The sequence below is a fragment of the Nocardia rhamnosiphila NBRC 108938 genome (assembly GCF_000720425.1).
GTDB classification, from domain to species: domain Bacteria; phylum Actinomycetota; class Actinomycetes; order Mycobacteriales; family Mycobacteriaceae; genus Nocardia; species Nocardia rhamnosiphila.
In genome coordinates this window covers 543463-556497 of sequence record NZ_JOAJ01000001.1, presented here as the reverse complement: position 1 = coordinate 556497, position 13035 = coordinate 543463, and the positions used below count along the sequence as shown (strand labels likewise).

The 13035-nt window shown below is 68.9% G+C and carries 12 protein-coding genes; 4 read left to right on the top strand and 8 right to left on the bottom strand.

The features are described from left to right. Nucleotides 1-75 precede the first annotated feature (75 nt). Both IG75_RS0102625 and IG75_RS0102620 read right to left on the bottom strand, forming a co-directional pair. Nucleotides 76-927, bottom strand: a complete 852-nt coding sequence (locus tag IG75_RS0102625) for a crotonase/enoyl-CoA hydratase family protein (protein ID WP_030519508.1) — start codon at nt 925-927, stop codon at nt 76-78. A gap of 39 nt (nt 928-966) precedes the next feature. Beyond that, nucleotides 967-1872 carry a LysR family transcriptional regulator gene (locus IG75_RS0102620; protein WP_030519507.1) on the bottom strand — a complete coding sequence of 302 codons (906 nt, stop codon included), beginning with the start codon at nt 1870-1872 and terminating at the stop codon, nt 967-969. 36 nt (nt 1873-1908) lie between these two features. Here IG75_RS0102620 and IG75_RS0102615 point away from each other — a divergent pair, with 36 nt between their 5' ends. Beyond that, the gene (locus tag IG75_RS0102615) at nt 1909-2958 is read left to right on the top strand and encodes a YeiH family protein (protein ID WP_030519506.1); all 1050 of its coding nucleotides are present in this window, start codon (nt 1909-1911) and stop codon (nt 2956-2958) included. A 70-nt stretch (nt 2959-3028) separates the two neighbouring features. Here IG75_RS0102615 and IG75_RS0102610 read toward each other — a convergent pair whose 3' ends face one another. The 6 genes from IG75_RS0102610 to IG75_RS0102585 all read right to left on the bottom strand — a co-directional run bounded on the left by IG75_RS0102610 (nt 3029) and on the right by IG75_RS0102585 (nt 8497). After that, on the bottom strand, nt 3029-3763 hold the full coding sequence (locus tag IG75_RS0102610; protein WP_030519505.1) for a DUF8020 domain-containing protein: 735 nt from the start codon (nt 3761-3763) through the stop codon (nt 3029-3031). Between the two features lie 77 nt (nt 3764-3840). Then, nucleotides 3841-5094 (bottom strand): ABC transporter substrate-binding protein, encoded by a 1254-nt coding sequence (locus tag IG75_RS0102605; RefSeq protein WP_030519504.1) that lies wholly within the window; start codon nt 5092-5094, stop codon nt 3841-3843. Continuing rightward, nucleotides 5084-6136 carry a branched-chain amino acid ABC transporter permease gene (locus tag IG75_RS0102600; RefSeq protein ID WP_030519503.1) on the bottom strand — a complete coding sequence of 351 codons (1053 nt, stop codon included), beginning with the start codon at nt 6134-6136 and terminating at the stop codon, nt 5084-5086. The genes IG75_RS0102605 and IG75_RS0102600 overlap by 11 nt, the downstream gene beginning before the upstream one ends. Beyond that, nucleotides 6133-7014, bottom strand: coding sequence for a branched-chain amino acid ABC transporter permease (locus tag IG75_RS0102595; RefSeq protein ID WP_030519502.1), 882 nt, complete (start codon nt 7012-7014; stop codon nt 6133-6135). The genes IG75_RS0102600 and IG75_RS0102595 overlap by 4 nt, the downstream gene beginning before the upstream one ends. Then, a complete protein-coding gene (locus IG75_RS0102590) occupies nt 7011-7742 on the bottom strand; it encodes an ABC transporter ATP-binding protein (protein WP_030519501.1) in 732 nt (243 codons plus the stop codon). The genes IG75_RS0102595 and IG75_RS0102590 overlap by 4 nt, the downstream gene beginning before the upstream one ends. Further along, on the bottom strand, nt 7739-8497 hold the full coding sequence (locus IG75_RS0102585; protein WP_081876592.1) for an ABC transporter ATP-binding protein: 759 nt from the start codon (nt 8495-8497) through the stop codon (nt 7739-7741). The genes IG75_RS0102590 and IG75_RS0102585 overlap by 4 nt, the downstream gene beginning before the upstream one ends. Before the next feature lie 230 nt (nt 8498-8727). On the opposite strand from IG75_RS0102585, the gene IG75_RS0102580 reads away from it, so the two are divergent. The 3 genes from IG75_RS0102580 to IG75_RS0102570 all read left to right on the top strand — a co-directional run bounded on the left by IG75_RS0102580 (nt 8728) and on the right by IG75_RS0102570 (nt 12970). After that, entirely contained in the window at nt 8728-10047 is a 1320-nt protein-coding gene (locus IG75_RS0102580) for a PucR family transcriptional regulator (RefSeq protein WP_030519499.1), read from the top strand. Between the two features lie 166 nt (nt 10048-10213). Next, nucleotides 10214-11035: an LppX_LprAFG lipoprotein gene (locus tag IG75_RS0102575; RefSeq protein WP_051714140.1), complete on the top strand. Its 822-nt coding sequence runs from the start codon at nt 10214-10216 to the stop codon at nt 11033-11035. 447 nt (nt 11036-11482) lie between these two features. Continuing rightward, nucleotides 11483-12970, top strand: a complete 1488-nt coding sequence (locus IG75_RS0102570; protein ID WP_030519497.1) for a cytochrome b5 domain-containing protein — start codon at nt 11483-11485, stop codon at nt 12968-12970. The last annotated feature ends 65 nt before the right edge of the window (nt 12971-13035 follow it).

The following is a 13035-nucleotide window of genomic DNA, read 5'->3' as shown; positions in this document are numbered from 1 at the left end:
CCGCGCGCACTTTTGCGAACTCACCTTTGCCCAGGTATCTGTCACCGAAAGTACACTCCCAGCAGGGATTCCGGATCAGCGCCGGAACGGCGGTACCGGCAGATCGTCACCGAAGATATCCGGCAGATCGCGCGCCACACTGTCGGGATACCGCGCGGGCCGCTTCTCCAGGAACGACGACACGCCTTCCTTCGCGTCGGCGCTGGCACCCCGGCTGTGGATACCGCGCGATTCGACCCGATGCGCGATCATCGGATGATCGGCACCCAGCCCGCGCCACAACATCTGCCGCGACAGCGCCACCGAGACCGGAGCGGAATGCTCGGTGATCCGGCGTGCCAGCGCATAGGCCTGTTCCAGCAGACTCTCCGCCGGATACAGCCCGTAGAACAGTCCGGCCTCGTGCGCCTCGGCCGCATCGATGAGCCGGCCCGAGTACACCCAGTCCAGCGCCTTCTGCATGGAGACCAGGCGCGGCAGGAACCAGCTGGAACAGGACTCCGGGACGATACCGCGCCGATTGAACACGAAACCGATCCGAGCGTTGTCGGCAGCCAGCCGGAAATCGGCGGCCAGCGTCATGGTGATGCCCACCCCGACGGCGGGCCCGTTGATCGCGGCGATAATGGGTTTACGCGATTCGAACATCCGCAGCACCAGTTCCCCGCCACCGTCGCGGAAGTCCTCGGTCGCCGCCTCCTCGGGGGCGACGAAGGTCTCCGCGCCGGCCGACAGGTCTGCGCCGGCACAGAAGGCGCGTCCGGCGCCGGTGAGCACCACGGCACGTACCGCGTCGTCACGGTCGCAGGTGTCGAACGCCTCGATCAGCTCGTAACCCATCGCGGTGGTGAAGGCGTTGAGTTTGTCCGGGCGGTCGAGCGTGATGGTGGCGACGGAGTCGGAGATATCGAGGCGAATAGCGGCCATACGGGACAGCATGCCATCTGTGTCCCGGATACGGACGGTTCACCGTGCGGTCGCGCACCGCACGAGGCTCTCCGCCGCATCCGCCGGCGGGTTGCCGCGCCGCCAGATGGCACGAAACTGCCTGGTCAGTACTACCGAGTCGGCCAACGCGACCTGATGCAGCGCACCGGCGGCCAGTTCCGGGGCGGCGACAAGAGTGCTGAGCACCGCCGGCGCCATCCCGCTCCGGGCGGCGGCGACGATGGCGACCGCCGAGCCGAGTTCGGCGGCGGGCGGCGCCGGCGGACCGTAGGAGCTCAGGATCTCCTGGACCGTTTCCCGGGTCCCGGACCCCGATTCGCGCCACAGCAGTGGGGTCGTCGCCAGCTCGCGCAGGCTCACCGGATGGGTACGGGCGGCCCACGGATGCGTGGGTCCCACCACCACCAGTAGTTCGTCCGCGCCGAGCACCCGGCCGCCGAGACCGGGCGGCGGATGCGGGCCCTCGACGAAACCGATATCGGCCGCACCCGCACGCACCATGGCTTCCACCTGGGCCGTGTTGTCGACCTCCAACGAGACCGCGATATCCGGCCGGACCCCGCGCAGATCGGCGAGCCACTGCGGCATCCGGTGGTCGGCAATGGTTTTGGAGGCCGCGATGCGCAGCCGGGGAGTATCGGCGGAATGCAGGGCGGCGACGGTCTCGTTGAACGTCCGGGCCGCGGCGAGCACCGTGCGCGCCTGATCGACCACGGCGCGACCGGGTTCGGTGAGCGTGGAACCGGTGGGTCCCCGGTCGAGCAACCGTAATCGCAACCGCCGCTCGAGGGCACTGATCCGCATACTCGCGGCGGGCTGGGTCATCCCGTGTCGCCGGGCCGCGGCGCCGAGGCTGCCGGTATCCGCCACGGAGACCAGCAGGTCGAGCACCGCGAGGTCGGGGGTGGTGGGCGGCAGGGTCACGCATCGATTATGGAACGCCGGTCATCAGGTTTTCTTATGAGGTCCTCCGGAATCGGCGGCTACCGGCCCGCGCCGACATTCAGCAAGGTCACAGGGGTGAACGAGGTGTATCGCAGGTTTCCGGGCCTGATGCTGGCGGCCGCGCTGGCAACCGTGGCCACCGCACTGGCCGTTGCCGTCCCGCTCGCGGGAGCTCCGGTGCTGGCCTTGGCCTGCGGGACGATCCTGGGCGGTCGGGTCGCACGGTCGGACCGGTTCGGCCCCGGGCTGGACTGGGCACGGCAGCATCTGCTGGGCGTCGCGATCGTGCTGATGGGACTCGGCCTGCCCCTGGACGCGGTGCTCACCGTCGGCCGGGAAACCGCCGTGGTGCTGCTGGGCACACTGGGCGTGGCGGCCGTGACCGCGGTCGTGGTGGGACGGCTGCTGGCGCTGCACCGTGAATCGACAGTACTGATCGCGGCGGGGTCCGCCATCTGCGGCGCGTCGGCGATCGCGGCCGCCACCGCGGTCCTGAAACCGGACCGCGAACGGGTGGCCTACGCGCTCGGCACCATTTTCGTCTTCAATATCGCCGCGGTGCTGGTCTATCCGCCGCTCGGCCGACTGCTGGGTATGTCGGAGCGGGCGTTCGGACTGTGGGCGGGTACCGCGGTCAACGACACCTCCTCGGTATTGGCCGCCGGTATCGCCTTCGGCCCGGCGGCGGCGAGTTTCGCGGTGATCGTGAAACTGGTGCGCAGCCTGATGATCGTCCCGCTGTGTCTCGGCCTGCACCTGTCCGCCCGTCGCGCCGCACCGTCGGCACCGCGCGCTCCGCTGTGGCGCAGCGTTCCACTGTTCGTCGTGCTGTTCGTCGCGGCATCGATCGTCGCCGGGCTCGGCGTGCTGCCGGCCGGCTGGACCGACCGGCTCACCGGCCTCAGTTCCTGGCTCGTCGCCGCGGTCCTCGCCGCGATCGGTACCTCGCTCACCTGGCGGCGGCTGCGCGCGGCCGGGCCGCGACCGCTGCTGTTCGGCGCCGTCCTCGCGGTGACGCTCGCGGCGTCCGCGCTGGTATTGCAGTACGCGACGGGATGGCGGTGAGGTACGCCGCGACGGCCGGCCCGTTCCATTTTCCGGAACGGGCCGGCCGGGCGTTCCGGCGGCGACCGGTCTACGGCGTACTGGGCCGGCAGGCCGGATGCTCCGGCGGGCACGGCGACAGAATGGTCGAGAAGTACTGGAAGGCAGCGAATACGGCGACCGGACCGCCGATGAGGAAGGCGCCGATGATGCCGCCCGCGGCGCCGAGTGTCGCCGCGCCCGCCACGCAGCCGCCGATGGTGGCCCCGACGAACGGCACCAGCAGCAGGGCGATCGGGCTGGACACCAGCGCGCCGGTCGCGGCGCCCAGGACACAGCCGAGACTGCCGCCGAGCACCGCGCCGATCGCGCCGGCGATGGCCGCGCTCATGGTCGCGCGCTGGGTGAACACACCGAGCGCTTGCAGGTCCCGCGGGGTGAACTGCTCGGCGATCTCCTTACCCGCCTGCTCGGGGGTGATCACCGGCGCCCGCACCGGCGCCACCGGGACGCCGCCGTCGCGCCGCGGGGTGAGCACCGCGGTGCCGCCGTCGATCCGGGCCGCGATCGGGTAGGCGATATCGTCCTTGCGATAGGTCAGCGGAACCGTGGTCAGCGGGGTGTCGTCGACGGCCTTCAGAATCAGCTGGTCACCCGCCAGCTGCCATTTCCCGTTCGTGTCCACCACCGCGGAGGCGCCCTCCTGGGTGATCTCGTAGGTGAGTTCCCGCGGTACGGGCGCGGGCTGGGCGTAGGCCGGGGCGGCCGCCGCGCCGAGGGAGGCGACCGCTATCGCGGCGGTCGCTACGCTGGTTCTGATTTTCATGGTGTGTGTCCTCATCACTTGATCGAGGCGGGCCGCCGGCGCCGGATCGCGCCGCGGACGTATCGGTGGGCGGGGGTTCACCGGCCCGCGGTGTCGACGAGATCGCCGGCGAGCATCCAGCGGTCCCCTTCGAACCGCTGGATCCGCATGGCCTCCATGGGGAATCCGTCGCCGTCGCCGGTGCGCAGGGTGATACCGGGCAGCAGCAGATCGATCGCGACGTCGTCGAGTGAGCGCATGGCGTCGCGCAGGCCCTCGCGGGTCTTGCAGGACGCGGCGTCGAAGGTCTTGTGGAAACTCTGGGCCATGGCCCAGCCCACGAGGGTGTAACCGTCGGCGGGGTCGGCGCCGGGCTGGTACCGGGCCACCTTGTCCCGGTACAGCTTCATCCCGGGATCGCCGGCCCACTGCGGATCGGCCGGGTCCTTGACGAACACCGAGGTGACGACATTCTGCACATTCGGAAAACCGACCGGGGCGAGCACGCTCATGGTGCTCGAGACCTGGGTGAGGATGTGCAGCGGATTCCACTCGGGATTGCGCGCGTCGGCCGCCAGCGTCTGGGCGGCGAACTTGGGGGTCGCGAAGTTCAGCAGCACATCGGCTTTCGACCCGGCGAGATTGCGCAGCTGCGGATCGACCGTCGGGTCGGTGACCTCGTAGCTCTGTTCGGCGATCACCCGGACCCCGCTGCCCGCGGTGGCCTCGGTGAAGCTGGCCAGCAGGTCCTTCCCGAAATCATCGTTCTGGTAAAGCACGGCGACGGTCGCGTCCGGTTTCTGCTCCCGCACATACCGGGCGAACACCTGCCCTTCCGCGCGGTAGCTGGGCTGCCAGCCGATGGTCCACGGATGCGCGTCGCCCACACCCCATTGCGTGGCACCGCCCGCCACGAAGATCTGCGGGACCTCGCGCTGGTTCAGGTAATCCCAGACCGCCGCCGAAGTGGGTGTGCCGAGGGTGGACAGAACCGCGAACACCTGATCCTGCTCGACCAGGCGCCGGGTCTCCTCCACGGTCTTGGGCGGCTGGTAGCCGTCGTCGCGCAGCAGATACTCGACCCGGCGCCCGTCGATCCCGCCCTGTTCGGCATTGACATAGTCGAAGTAGGCCTGCATCCCCTTGGGAAGTTCGGCGTAGGCCGACGCCGGACCGGACAGCGGGAACACACCGCCCAGCTTCATACCGGTATCGGTGAGCCCTGTGGTCTGCTGCCCGCGGCAGTCGCCGGAGGCCACCGGGCCACCGGCCTCCTCGCGGTCACCGCAGCCGGCGACCGCGAACAGTATCGCGGCCGCGACGGCCGCCGCCTGTATCCCTCTAGTGCGCATCGGTTCTTCCTTTCCCCGCTCGGTGTCCGAGCCAGTGCGCCGCCCGGCCGACGAGTCCGGCCGCTCCATTCGGCGCGAGGTACATGACCGCGATGATCAGGAGTCCGAAGACCACCCCCGGCGCGGCCTGATTGACGTCCTGGGCGATATTCGGGACGTACATGACGAACACGCCGCCCAGCAGGGGCCCCCAGTGCCCGCCGAGACCGCCGACGACCAGCCCCGCGAGCAGCGTGATGGAGAGGGTGAGGGTGAACGAATCCGGTGAGACGTAGCCGATCACCCAGATGTGGACACAGCCGGCGACCCCGGCGAACATCGCGCCCCAGGCGAAGGCCAGGGTCTTGTAGAACGCCGGGCGCACCCCCATCACCTCGGCGGCGATCTCGTTGTCCCGCACCGCGTGCAACGCCCGGCCCACCCGGGAGCGCAGCAGACCGGCGACCAGCAGGTAGCTCACCACGGTGACCGCGAGCGCCAGGAAGTACAGCCACTGGTCCCCGGCCAGGCCGAGCCGGGCCGGCGGCCGCGGTGTGTCCAGGGTCAGGCCCATGGACCCGCCGGTCACCGATTCGAACCGTTTGAGCAGCGGAACCAGGAAGATCGCGATCGCCAGCGTGACGAGGGCGAGGTACAAACCGCGCAATCGCAGCGCCGGAATACCGAGCGCGAGGCCGAGGACGAAGGCCACTGCCGCCGCGGCCGGCAGGGTCACCCCGTACGGAAGGTCCCAGCGGTCCATCAGCACCGCCGCGGTGTAGGCGCCGACCGCGAAGAACGCGCCGTGGCCCAGTGATATCTGTCCGGTATGCCCCACCAGCAGGTTCAGCCCGAGCAGCGCGACCGCGTAGACCATGGCCATCGACAGCTGGAAGGTATGGAACGGCGCCAGTTCGAACGGCGCCCAGCAGGCGGCCGCCAGCAGCACCGCCGCGGCGGGCCCGGACGCGCCGATCCGCCTCCCCCGGACGCGCGGCGCCGCTCGATCCGGAGCCGCCCGATCCGCTTCCACGGTGGAGTGACGAGATCCCATATCGCTCATACCCTTTCCACCGCCGCGGTGCCGAACAGTCCCTGCGGCCGCAGCAGCAGCACGCCGAGGATGATGACCAGCGGAACACCGATCTTGAGTTCGGTGCCGATCACGTCGAGGTAGGCGCCGGCCAGGGTTTCCGCGACACCGACGATCAGTCCGCCGGCCACCGCCCCGCCGGGACTGTCGAATCCACCGAGGGTGGCCGCCGCGAAGGCATAGATGAGGACCCCGCCCATCATGTTGGGTTCCAGGAACAGCAGTGGCGCCGAGAGCACGCCCGAGACCGCGCCGACGGCGGCGGCCAGGCCCCAGCCGAGCGCCAGTACGGTGCCGACCCCGATACCCACCAGCCGCGCCGATTGCGGGTTCGCGGCCACCGCCCGCATCGCCAGGCCGATCCGGGTGTACCGGAACAGCACGTACAGCAGTGTCATCACCATCGCCACGACGACGAGAACACCGAGGCTGCCGTAGCCGGCGGTGACGCCGCCCATCCGCAGCGACCCCTCCGGGAACGGGTTGGGAAAGGATTTCAGCTGATACGACCAGATCCAGCCCGCGGCCGCGTTCACGAAGAAGAACAGTCCGATGGTGACGATCACCAGGGTGAGTTCCGGGGCTCCCCCGACCGGCCGGATCACGAGCCGCTCGATGAGCATGCCGCCGGCGAAGGATACGGCGACGGTCACCGGCAGCGCCGCCCAGAACGGCATCCCGCTCTCGACCAGTTGCCAGGCCAGGAATGCCGAGAACATGGCCAGTTCGCCCTGCGCGAAGTTGACGATGCCGGTGAACCGGTAGATGAGGACGAGCGCCAGCGCCATTCCGGCGTAGAGGGCCCCGGCGCTGAGGCCTTCGACGATCTGTTGCGCGAATCCGGTCACGGTCCCACCCGATATCCCAGATAGGACTGTGCGACCTGGTCGTTCGCCGCGATCTCGGCGGCGCTGCCGGCCAGCACGATCCGCCCGCTCTCCAGTACATAGGCCCGGTGCGCGGTACGCAGGGCCAGCGCGGCGTTCTGCTCGACCACGATCACGGTGGTGCGTTCCGCCGCGTTGATATCGCCCACGATGCGGAAGAGCTCCTGGGTCACCCGCGGCGCGAGTCCGAGCGAGGGTTCGTCCAGGAGCAGTAGACGGGGTCTGGACAGGAGGGCGCGGGCGAGGGCCAGCATCTGCTGTTGGCCGCCGGACAGCTGACCCGCGGTGTCGCGCAACCTCTCGCGCAGGACCGGGAAGTAGTCGAGAACCCGGCGCAGATCGGCTTCGACACCGGCGCGGTCGCGCCGGGCATAGCTGCCCAGGCGCAGGTTCTCCGCCACGGTCAGCGGGGCGAAGGTGCCGCGCCCTTCCGGGACGTGCGCCACCCCCATCCGCGCCAGTCTCTCCGGCGCCCGGCCCGCGACCTCGGTACCCGCCAGGGACACCGATCCGCGGACCGCGATCATTCCGCTGAGCGCGCGGAGCAGGGTGGTCTTCCCGGCGCCGTTGGGCCCGAGTACGGCACACACCTCCCCCTCGGCGACCGACAGCCCGATTCCGTGCAGTACCCGGGCCGCGCCGTACCCCGCGGTGAGATCGGTGACCGTGAGCAGGGGTTCGGCGTTCATGCGGCTGTCCCCAGGTAGGCTTCGACGACAGCCGGGTCGCGCTGCACCGCCACCGGCGCGCCGTCGGCGATGACCCGGCCGAAGTCCAGGCAGACGACGCGATCACAGAGCCCCATCACGAATCCCATATGGTGTTCGACCACGAGCACGGTGAGATCGAAATCGACGCGCAGGCCCGCGAGCAGCTCGGCGAACGCGCCGACCTCCCCGTGGCTCAGCCCGTTGACGGGTTCGTCGAGCAGCAGCAGGCGGGGTCCGGCGGCCAGCGCCCGGGCCAGTTCGATGCGCTTGAGCGTGCCGAAAGGCAGTCCGGCCGCGGGATGGTCGGCGACCTCGCGCAACTCGAGGCGTTCGAGCAGACCGTCCACCTGGGCACGTAGCCGGCGCTCCTCGGATCGGACAGCCGGGAAGAAGAGTCCGGCGCCGAGGAAACCCGCGCGGGCACGGTGGTGCGCCCCGACGAGCACGTTGTCCCGCACAGACATATGGGTGAACAGCCCCAGGTTCTGGAAGGTGCGGGCGATGCCGAGCCCGGCCAGGAGGTCGGGGCGCACGGTCAGCAGATCGGTGCCCCGATAGCTCAGGGTTCCGGAGGTGGGGGCGCAACGCCTGGTCAGGCAGTTGAACAGGGTGGTCTTCCCGGCGCCGTTGGGGCCGATGAGGCCCAGCATCGCCCCGGTGTCCACGGCGAATCCGACATCGTCGAGGGCTGTGATGCCGCCGAATCGGACGGTGAGGCCGGATATGTCGAGCACAGTTCCTCCGGATGATGTGAGCGTGAGCGAAATCCTGTGTGACAGAGCACAGTCCGCCGGACCGGCTATGGGTCAGGCCAGCGTAAGAGCGGCCAGAATGAAACACATCAGCCTCTGCGTCCCAATTATCCCCGAGGGAATTGTCCACCGCGAACAAACGACCTGGGCATAATTTGATACAAATACCGGCTCGTGTTGACTTTCGCCGCGCGGCCGTGGACCATCCCTCTATGTCAGCTGGATCACAGACGGTCGACAGCCCACTTCCCGAGCGGGTGCGCGTCGAGCGCACCCGGATCGCCGGCGATATCTACGAACGCGCCGACGAAATCGCCGACCTGGGCCTCTCCGCGATACTCGCGCAACTCCCCGGATACACCGGTCGCGACGCCGAATTCCACGCCGATGTGCACGAGCAGGTCGCCCGGCTGTGCCGTACCGGACTGGGCGCGCTGCTGGCCACCCGCCACGTCACCGCCGCCGATCTCGCCGGCACCCGGCGCGCGGCAGTGCGCCGGGCCCGCTCCGGACTGCCGCTGACCGACTACATCGCCGCGTTCCGCATCGGCCAGCAGGCGTTCTGGAAGTCGCTGGTCGCCCACGCCGGCGACGCGCCGGACGCCCGGGAGGCGACCCTGTCGATGGTCCTGCCGCTCACCCGGTACTGCGATCTGGTGAGCATCCAGGCCACCCAGGCGTATCTGGAGTTCCAGCAGCACCGCTCGGCCGACGCGGGCCGCGACAGCCGCGAACTACTGGACTGCCTGCTCGGCGGCACCTTGCCCGAACGCGGGCCGCTTCCGGCCACCGCGGCCGCGCACGGGATCGGGGTGGCCCACCCCGACCGCCTCGTCGTCGTCACCGCGGCGGTGTGCGGTGTCCGGGAACACCGCGCCGACACCACCGGCACCGAGGCCGCGCATCGCGTCTCCACCGCACTCGCCCGCACCGCGGTCAACGGCCACCGCACGCTGGCGGTGGTCCGCGACGCCGGCACCCGCGACCCCGAGGTCGTCGCCGTCGCCGCCCTCGGCCGCACCGGGACCGCCGAGGAGCTGTGCGCACGGCTGAAACGCACCCACGAAACCCTTGCCGGTGAGGGGATCACGACCGCCGTCGGCGTCAGCACCGTCAGCGCCGGGGTCGAGTACCTGCCCCGCGCCCGGCAGGAGGCCCGCGCCGCGCTCGACCTGCTCCCGGACGGCGGCGGAGTGATGGCACTGCCGGAGTTGAGCCCGTTCCGGTACCTGGTACTGCGCTCCGACGAGACCGCACGCAACCTGGTCGATCCGCGAATCACGCGGACGCTCACCGATGATCAGGCCAAGGGTGCGGTCCTGGCGGACACCATCCGCGCGTTCGCCGACGCCGATATGAACCTGCGCGAGGCGGCCGAGGCCCTGCGCATCCACCACAACACCGCCAAATACCGGCTGCGGCGCATCCAGCAACTCACCGGCCGCAACATCCGCAGTGTCACCGATCTGGTGGACCTGCTGGTCGCCCTCGAACTCCGGGCCACTCCGCGGCCGGCCGCGGGCGGTCGCTGAGCCACGCCACGCGCCGGGCCGAAACCCGCCGCCGGACATCGTGATCGGTACACATTTTCGGTGCGGATCGGCGAGCACGCGGATACTCTGTGCGAGGCAGCGTCGCTGCCGACCAACCGGCGCCGAAACGTTCGGCGCCGTTCGGATCTCTTACGGGGTGGTAACCATGACCGACCATGCAATTCGCGGGCGCTCCCGGCGCAGACCGCTGCTCTTCCGGCTGACACCGGTCGTCGCCGCGGTATCACTGGCCGCCGCGCTGGCGACCGGCTGCACGTCCGCCGAGGACAGCACCGATACCCCCGCGCCGCCGGCTTCCGCGCCGCTTCCCGACGGCGCGCAGATTCTGCAGGAATCCTCCCGGACCACCCAGACACTGCAGTCGGTGCATCTGGAGCTGGATGTCGAGAACCTGCCGGACCTGCCGGTGGAGACGGTGTCCGCGGACGTCACGAATCAGCCGCAGGGTGCGGGTCAGGCCATGGGGACCGCGCGGGTGCGTACCGCGCCGGAGGAGCCGTTCATCGACGCCGAGTTCATCGTCGTCGACAAGACCCTGTACACCGCGGCCGGTGAGGCCGCCTACGCGCCGGTCGGACCGGCGGAGAAGATCTACGACCCGGGTGTGATCCTGGACAAGGACAAGGGCCTGGCACATGTGATCGCCGAGGTGCAGAACCCGGAGACCGAAGGCCGGGAGACAATCGACGGCACCAATGTCGTGAAGGTCACCGGCACCATCGATGCCTCGGTGATCGATCCCATCGTCCCCCGCTCCGGCGAAGGCGGCGGCGCGTACCCGATCACCCTCTGGATCGCCGATGTCGCGCCGCCGGAGACCGGCCAGGCCGTCAAACCCTCCGAGGCCGCCTCGCCCGGTGACGGCCCGAACCTGGTGCGCGCGGTGGTCGACAAGGCGCCCGGCACCATCGAGGTGACCCTGTCGAAGTGGGCGGAGCCGGTCGAGGTCGTCAAACCCAAAGGCTGAGCCGTACACCCCGGCCCCGGCGGCGATGGCGCCGCCGGGGCCGGGGACGATCTCCGGTGCTGTCCGCCCGACGCGGACAGCACCGGCTGCCATTTCGGAACCCGGTCCTGCGTGCACGAAAATTACTGTCGCACAGTCTATTTCGTCCCCTCGCCCGTCGCGCTGACGATCACAGCGAGCGATAGACATCCGGATAAACCACTCAGGAGTCCGGCACCCCTGACTGCGCGGCCGGCGCCGTGCGGATTTAAGCGATCGTTCAGCGAAGGCCAAGCCCGTGCGGAAAACATTCGGGCAGCGAGCATTCGGTCGACGCTGCGAAACGATCCGCGCACCGGCCCTCCTCCTTCCGGCTCGTCCGCGTCACGCGTCACCTGCCGGAACCACGACGCAGGACACAAACCCTGATCGGCCGAGCTCACCGACGATCGGATACGAAGGATTGACATGACGACGAGCGACCACGCGGATCTCGGTGATCGGTTCGGTGAACCGGATGAAGAGTTCCGCCGGCCACCGGGCCCGCCCGGTAGACCCCCGATCTCGAATGTCTGGGTGTACAACGGCAGAGCCTATGACCTGAGCGACTGGATTTCCAGGCATCCGGGCGGGGAATTCTTCATCGGTCGCACCAAGAACCGCGATATCACCTCGATCATCGGCTCCTACCATCGTGAGCCGGAGCGGATCGAGCGGATGCTGCAGCGATATTCACTGGACCGACGTGCGGTACCCGAGGATATCCACCCGAAGAACAACGCACCCGATTTCCTGTTCATCGAGGGCTTCGACAGCTGGCGTGATACGCCCAAATACGATTTCTCCGATCCGGGCGATCTCCTGCATCGCATCAAGGCCAAATTGAAGGAACCGGCCGTCGCCGCCCGGATAGCGCGCATGGACCGGCTTTTCGATATCGTGGCCGTCCTGCTGGTCATCGCCTACTTCGCTGTACAGGGATTGCGGCTGACCGTCCCGGCCTGGATACCGCTGCCGCTGTTCGTGCTCGCCATGGTGGTGCTGCGCAGTTCCCTGGCCGGGTTCGGTCACTATGCGATCCATCGTGCCCAGAAGGGTATGAACAAGGTCTTCACGAATTCGTTCGATCTCAACTATGTCGCGCTGTCCTTCGTCACCGCGGACGGTCACGCCCTGCTGCATCATCCGCACACCCAGAGCGAAGTCGATATCAAGAAGAACGTCTTCACCATGATGATGCAGATTCCCCGGCTCTACCGGATCCCGGTGCACACCGTGCACAAATTCGGACACACGGTCACCGGAATGACGATCCGGTTGCTCGATGTCGTACGACTGACCCGGAAAGTCGGGGTGAAGGAGATGTACGGGACCATGGGCGGCGCCCTCCCGCATTTCCTCGGTTCCTTCGGGGTACGTTTCCTGCTGGTCGCCGAACTGGTCGTGTTCATCGCGGCCGGCGATTTCTGGGCCTGGGCACTGCAATTCGTGGTCACCCTGTGGATCAGCACCTTTCTCGTGGTCGCCAGCCACGATTTCGATGTGCACACCGACGACCTGCCCGGCTCCGATACCGAGGACTGGGCGGTCCATCAGCTCGAGCAGGCCTACGACCTGACCGTGGTCGGCAATCGCTATATCGACTGCTTCCTGTCCGCCGGCCTCGCCCCGCATCGCGTCCACCACGTATTGCCCTACCAGCGCAGCGGTTTCGCCAATATCGCCGCCGAGGACATCGTCCGCGAGGAGGCCGCCGAATCCGGGGTGGCGTGGTTGCCGCCGAAGAGTTTCCTCACCGACCGGTTCCCGGCGCTGTGCCGGATCTATCTGTTCTCCCGTTCCCGGGAGGCCGCGGAACGCGACTGGGGTCCGATACGCGAACACCTCGCGCCGGCCGCATGGAAAACCTGCGCTGTCTACATGGTGCAGGGATTCACCGGAATCGGCACCGTCTGAAGCATTCGAGCCGGTGCCGCCCCGATCGATCATCCGGGGGCGGCGGCGCCGGTATCCGTTCTCGA

What these genes read in the sequence shown, in the direction of transcription:
- IG75_RS0102615 (WP_030519506.1), top strand. Translation starts at nt 1,909, where the DNA reads ATGAGGTCCTCCGGAATCGGCGGCTACCGGCCCGCGCCGACATTCAGC.
- IG75_RS0102570 (WP_030519497.1), top strand. Translation starts at nt 11,483, where the DNA reads ATGACGACGAGCGACCACGCGGATCTCGGTGATCGGTTCGGTGAACCG.
- IG75_RS0102590 (WP_030519501.1), bottom strand. Translation starts at nt 7,742, where the DNA reads ATGAACGCCGAACCCCTGCTCACGGTCACCGATCTCACCGCGGGGTAC.
- IG75_RS0102600 (WP_030519503.1), bottom strand. Translation starts at nt 6,136, where the DNA reads ATGAGCGATATGGGATCTCGTCACTCCACCGTGGAAGCGGATCGGGCG.
- IG75_RS0102610 (WP_030519505.1), bottom strand. Translation starts at nt 3,763, where the DNA reads ATGAAAATCAGAACCAGCGTAGCGACCGCCGCGATAGCGGTCGCCTCC.
- IG75_RS0102605 (WP_030519504.1), bottom strand. Translation starts at nt 5,094, where the DNA reads ATGCGCACTAGAGGGATACAGGCGGCGGCCGTCGCGGCCGCGATACTG.
- IG75_RS0102575 (WP_051714140.1), top strand. Translation starts at nt 10,214, where the DNA reads ATGACCGACCATGCAATTCGCGGGCGCTCCCGGCGCAGACCGCTGCTC.
- IG75_RS0102580 (WP_030519499.1), top strand. Translation starts at nt 8,728, where the DNA reads ATGTCAGCTGGATCACAGACGGTCGACAGCCCACTTCCCGAGCGGGTG.
- IG75_RS0102625 (WP_030519508.1), bottom strand. Translation starts at nt 927, where the DNA reads ATGGCCGCTATTCGCCTCGATATCTCCGACTCCGTCGCCACCATCACG.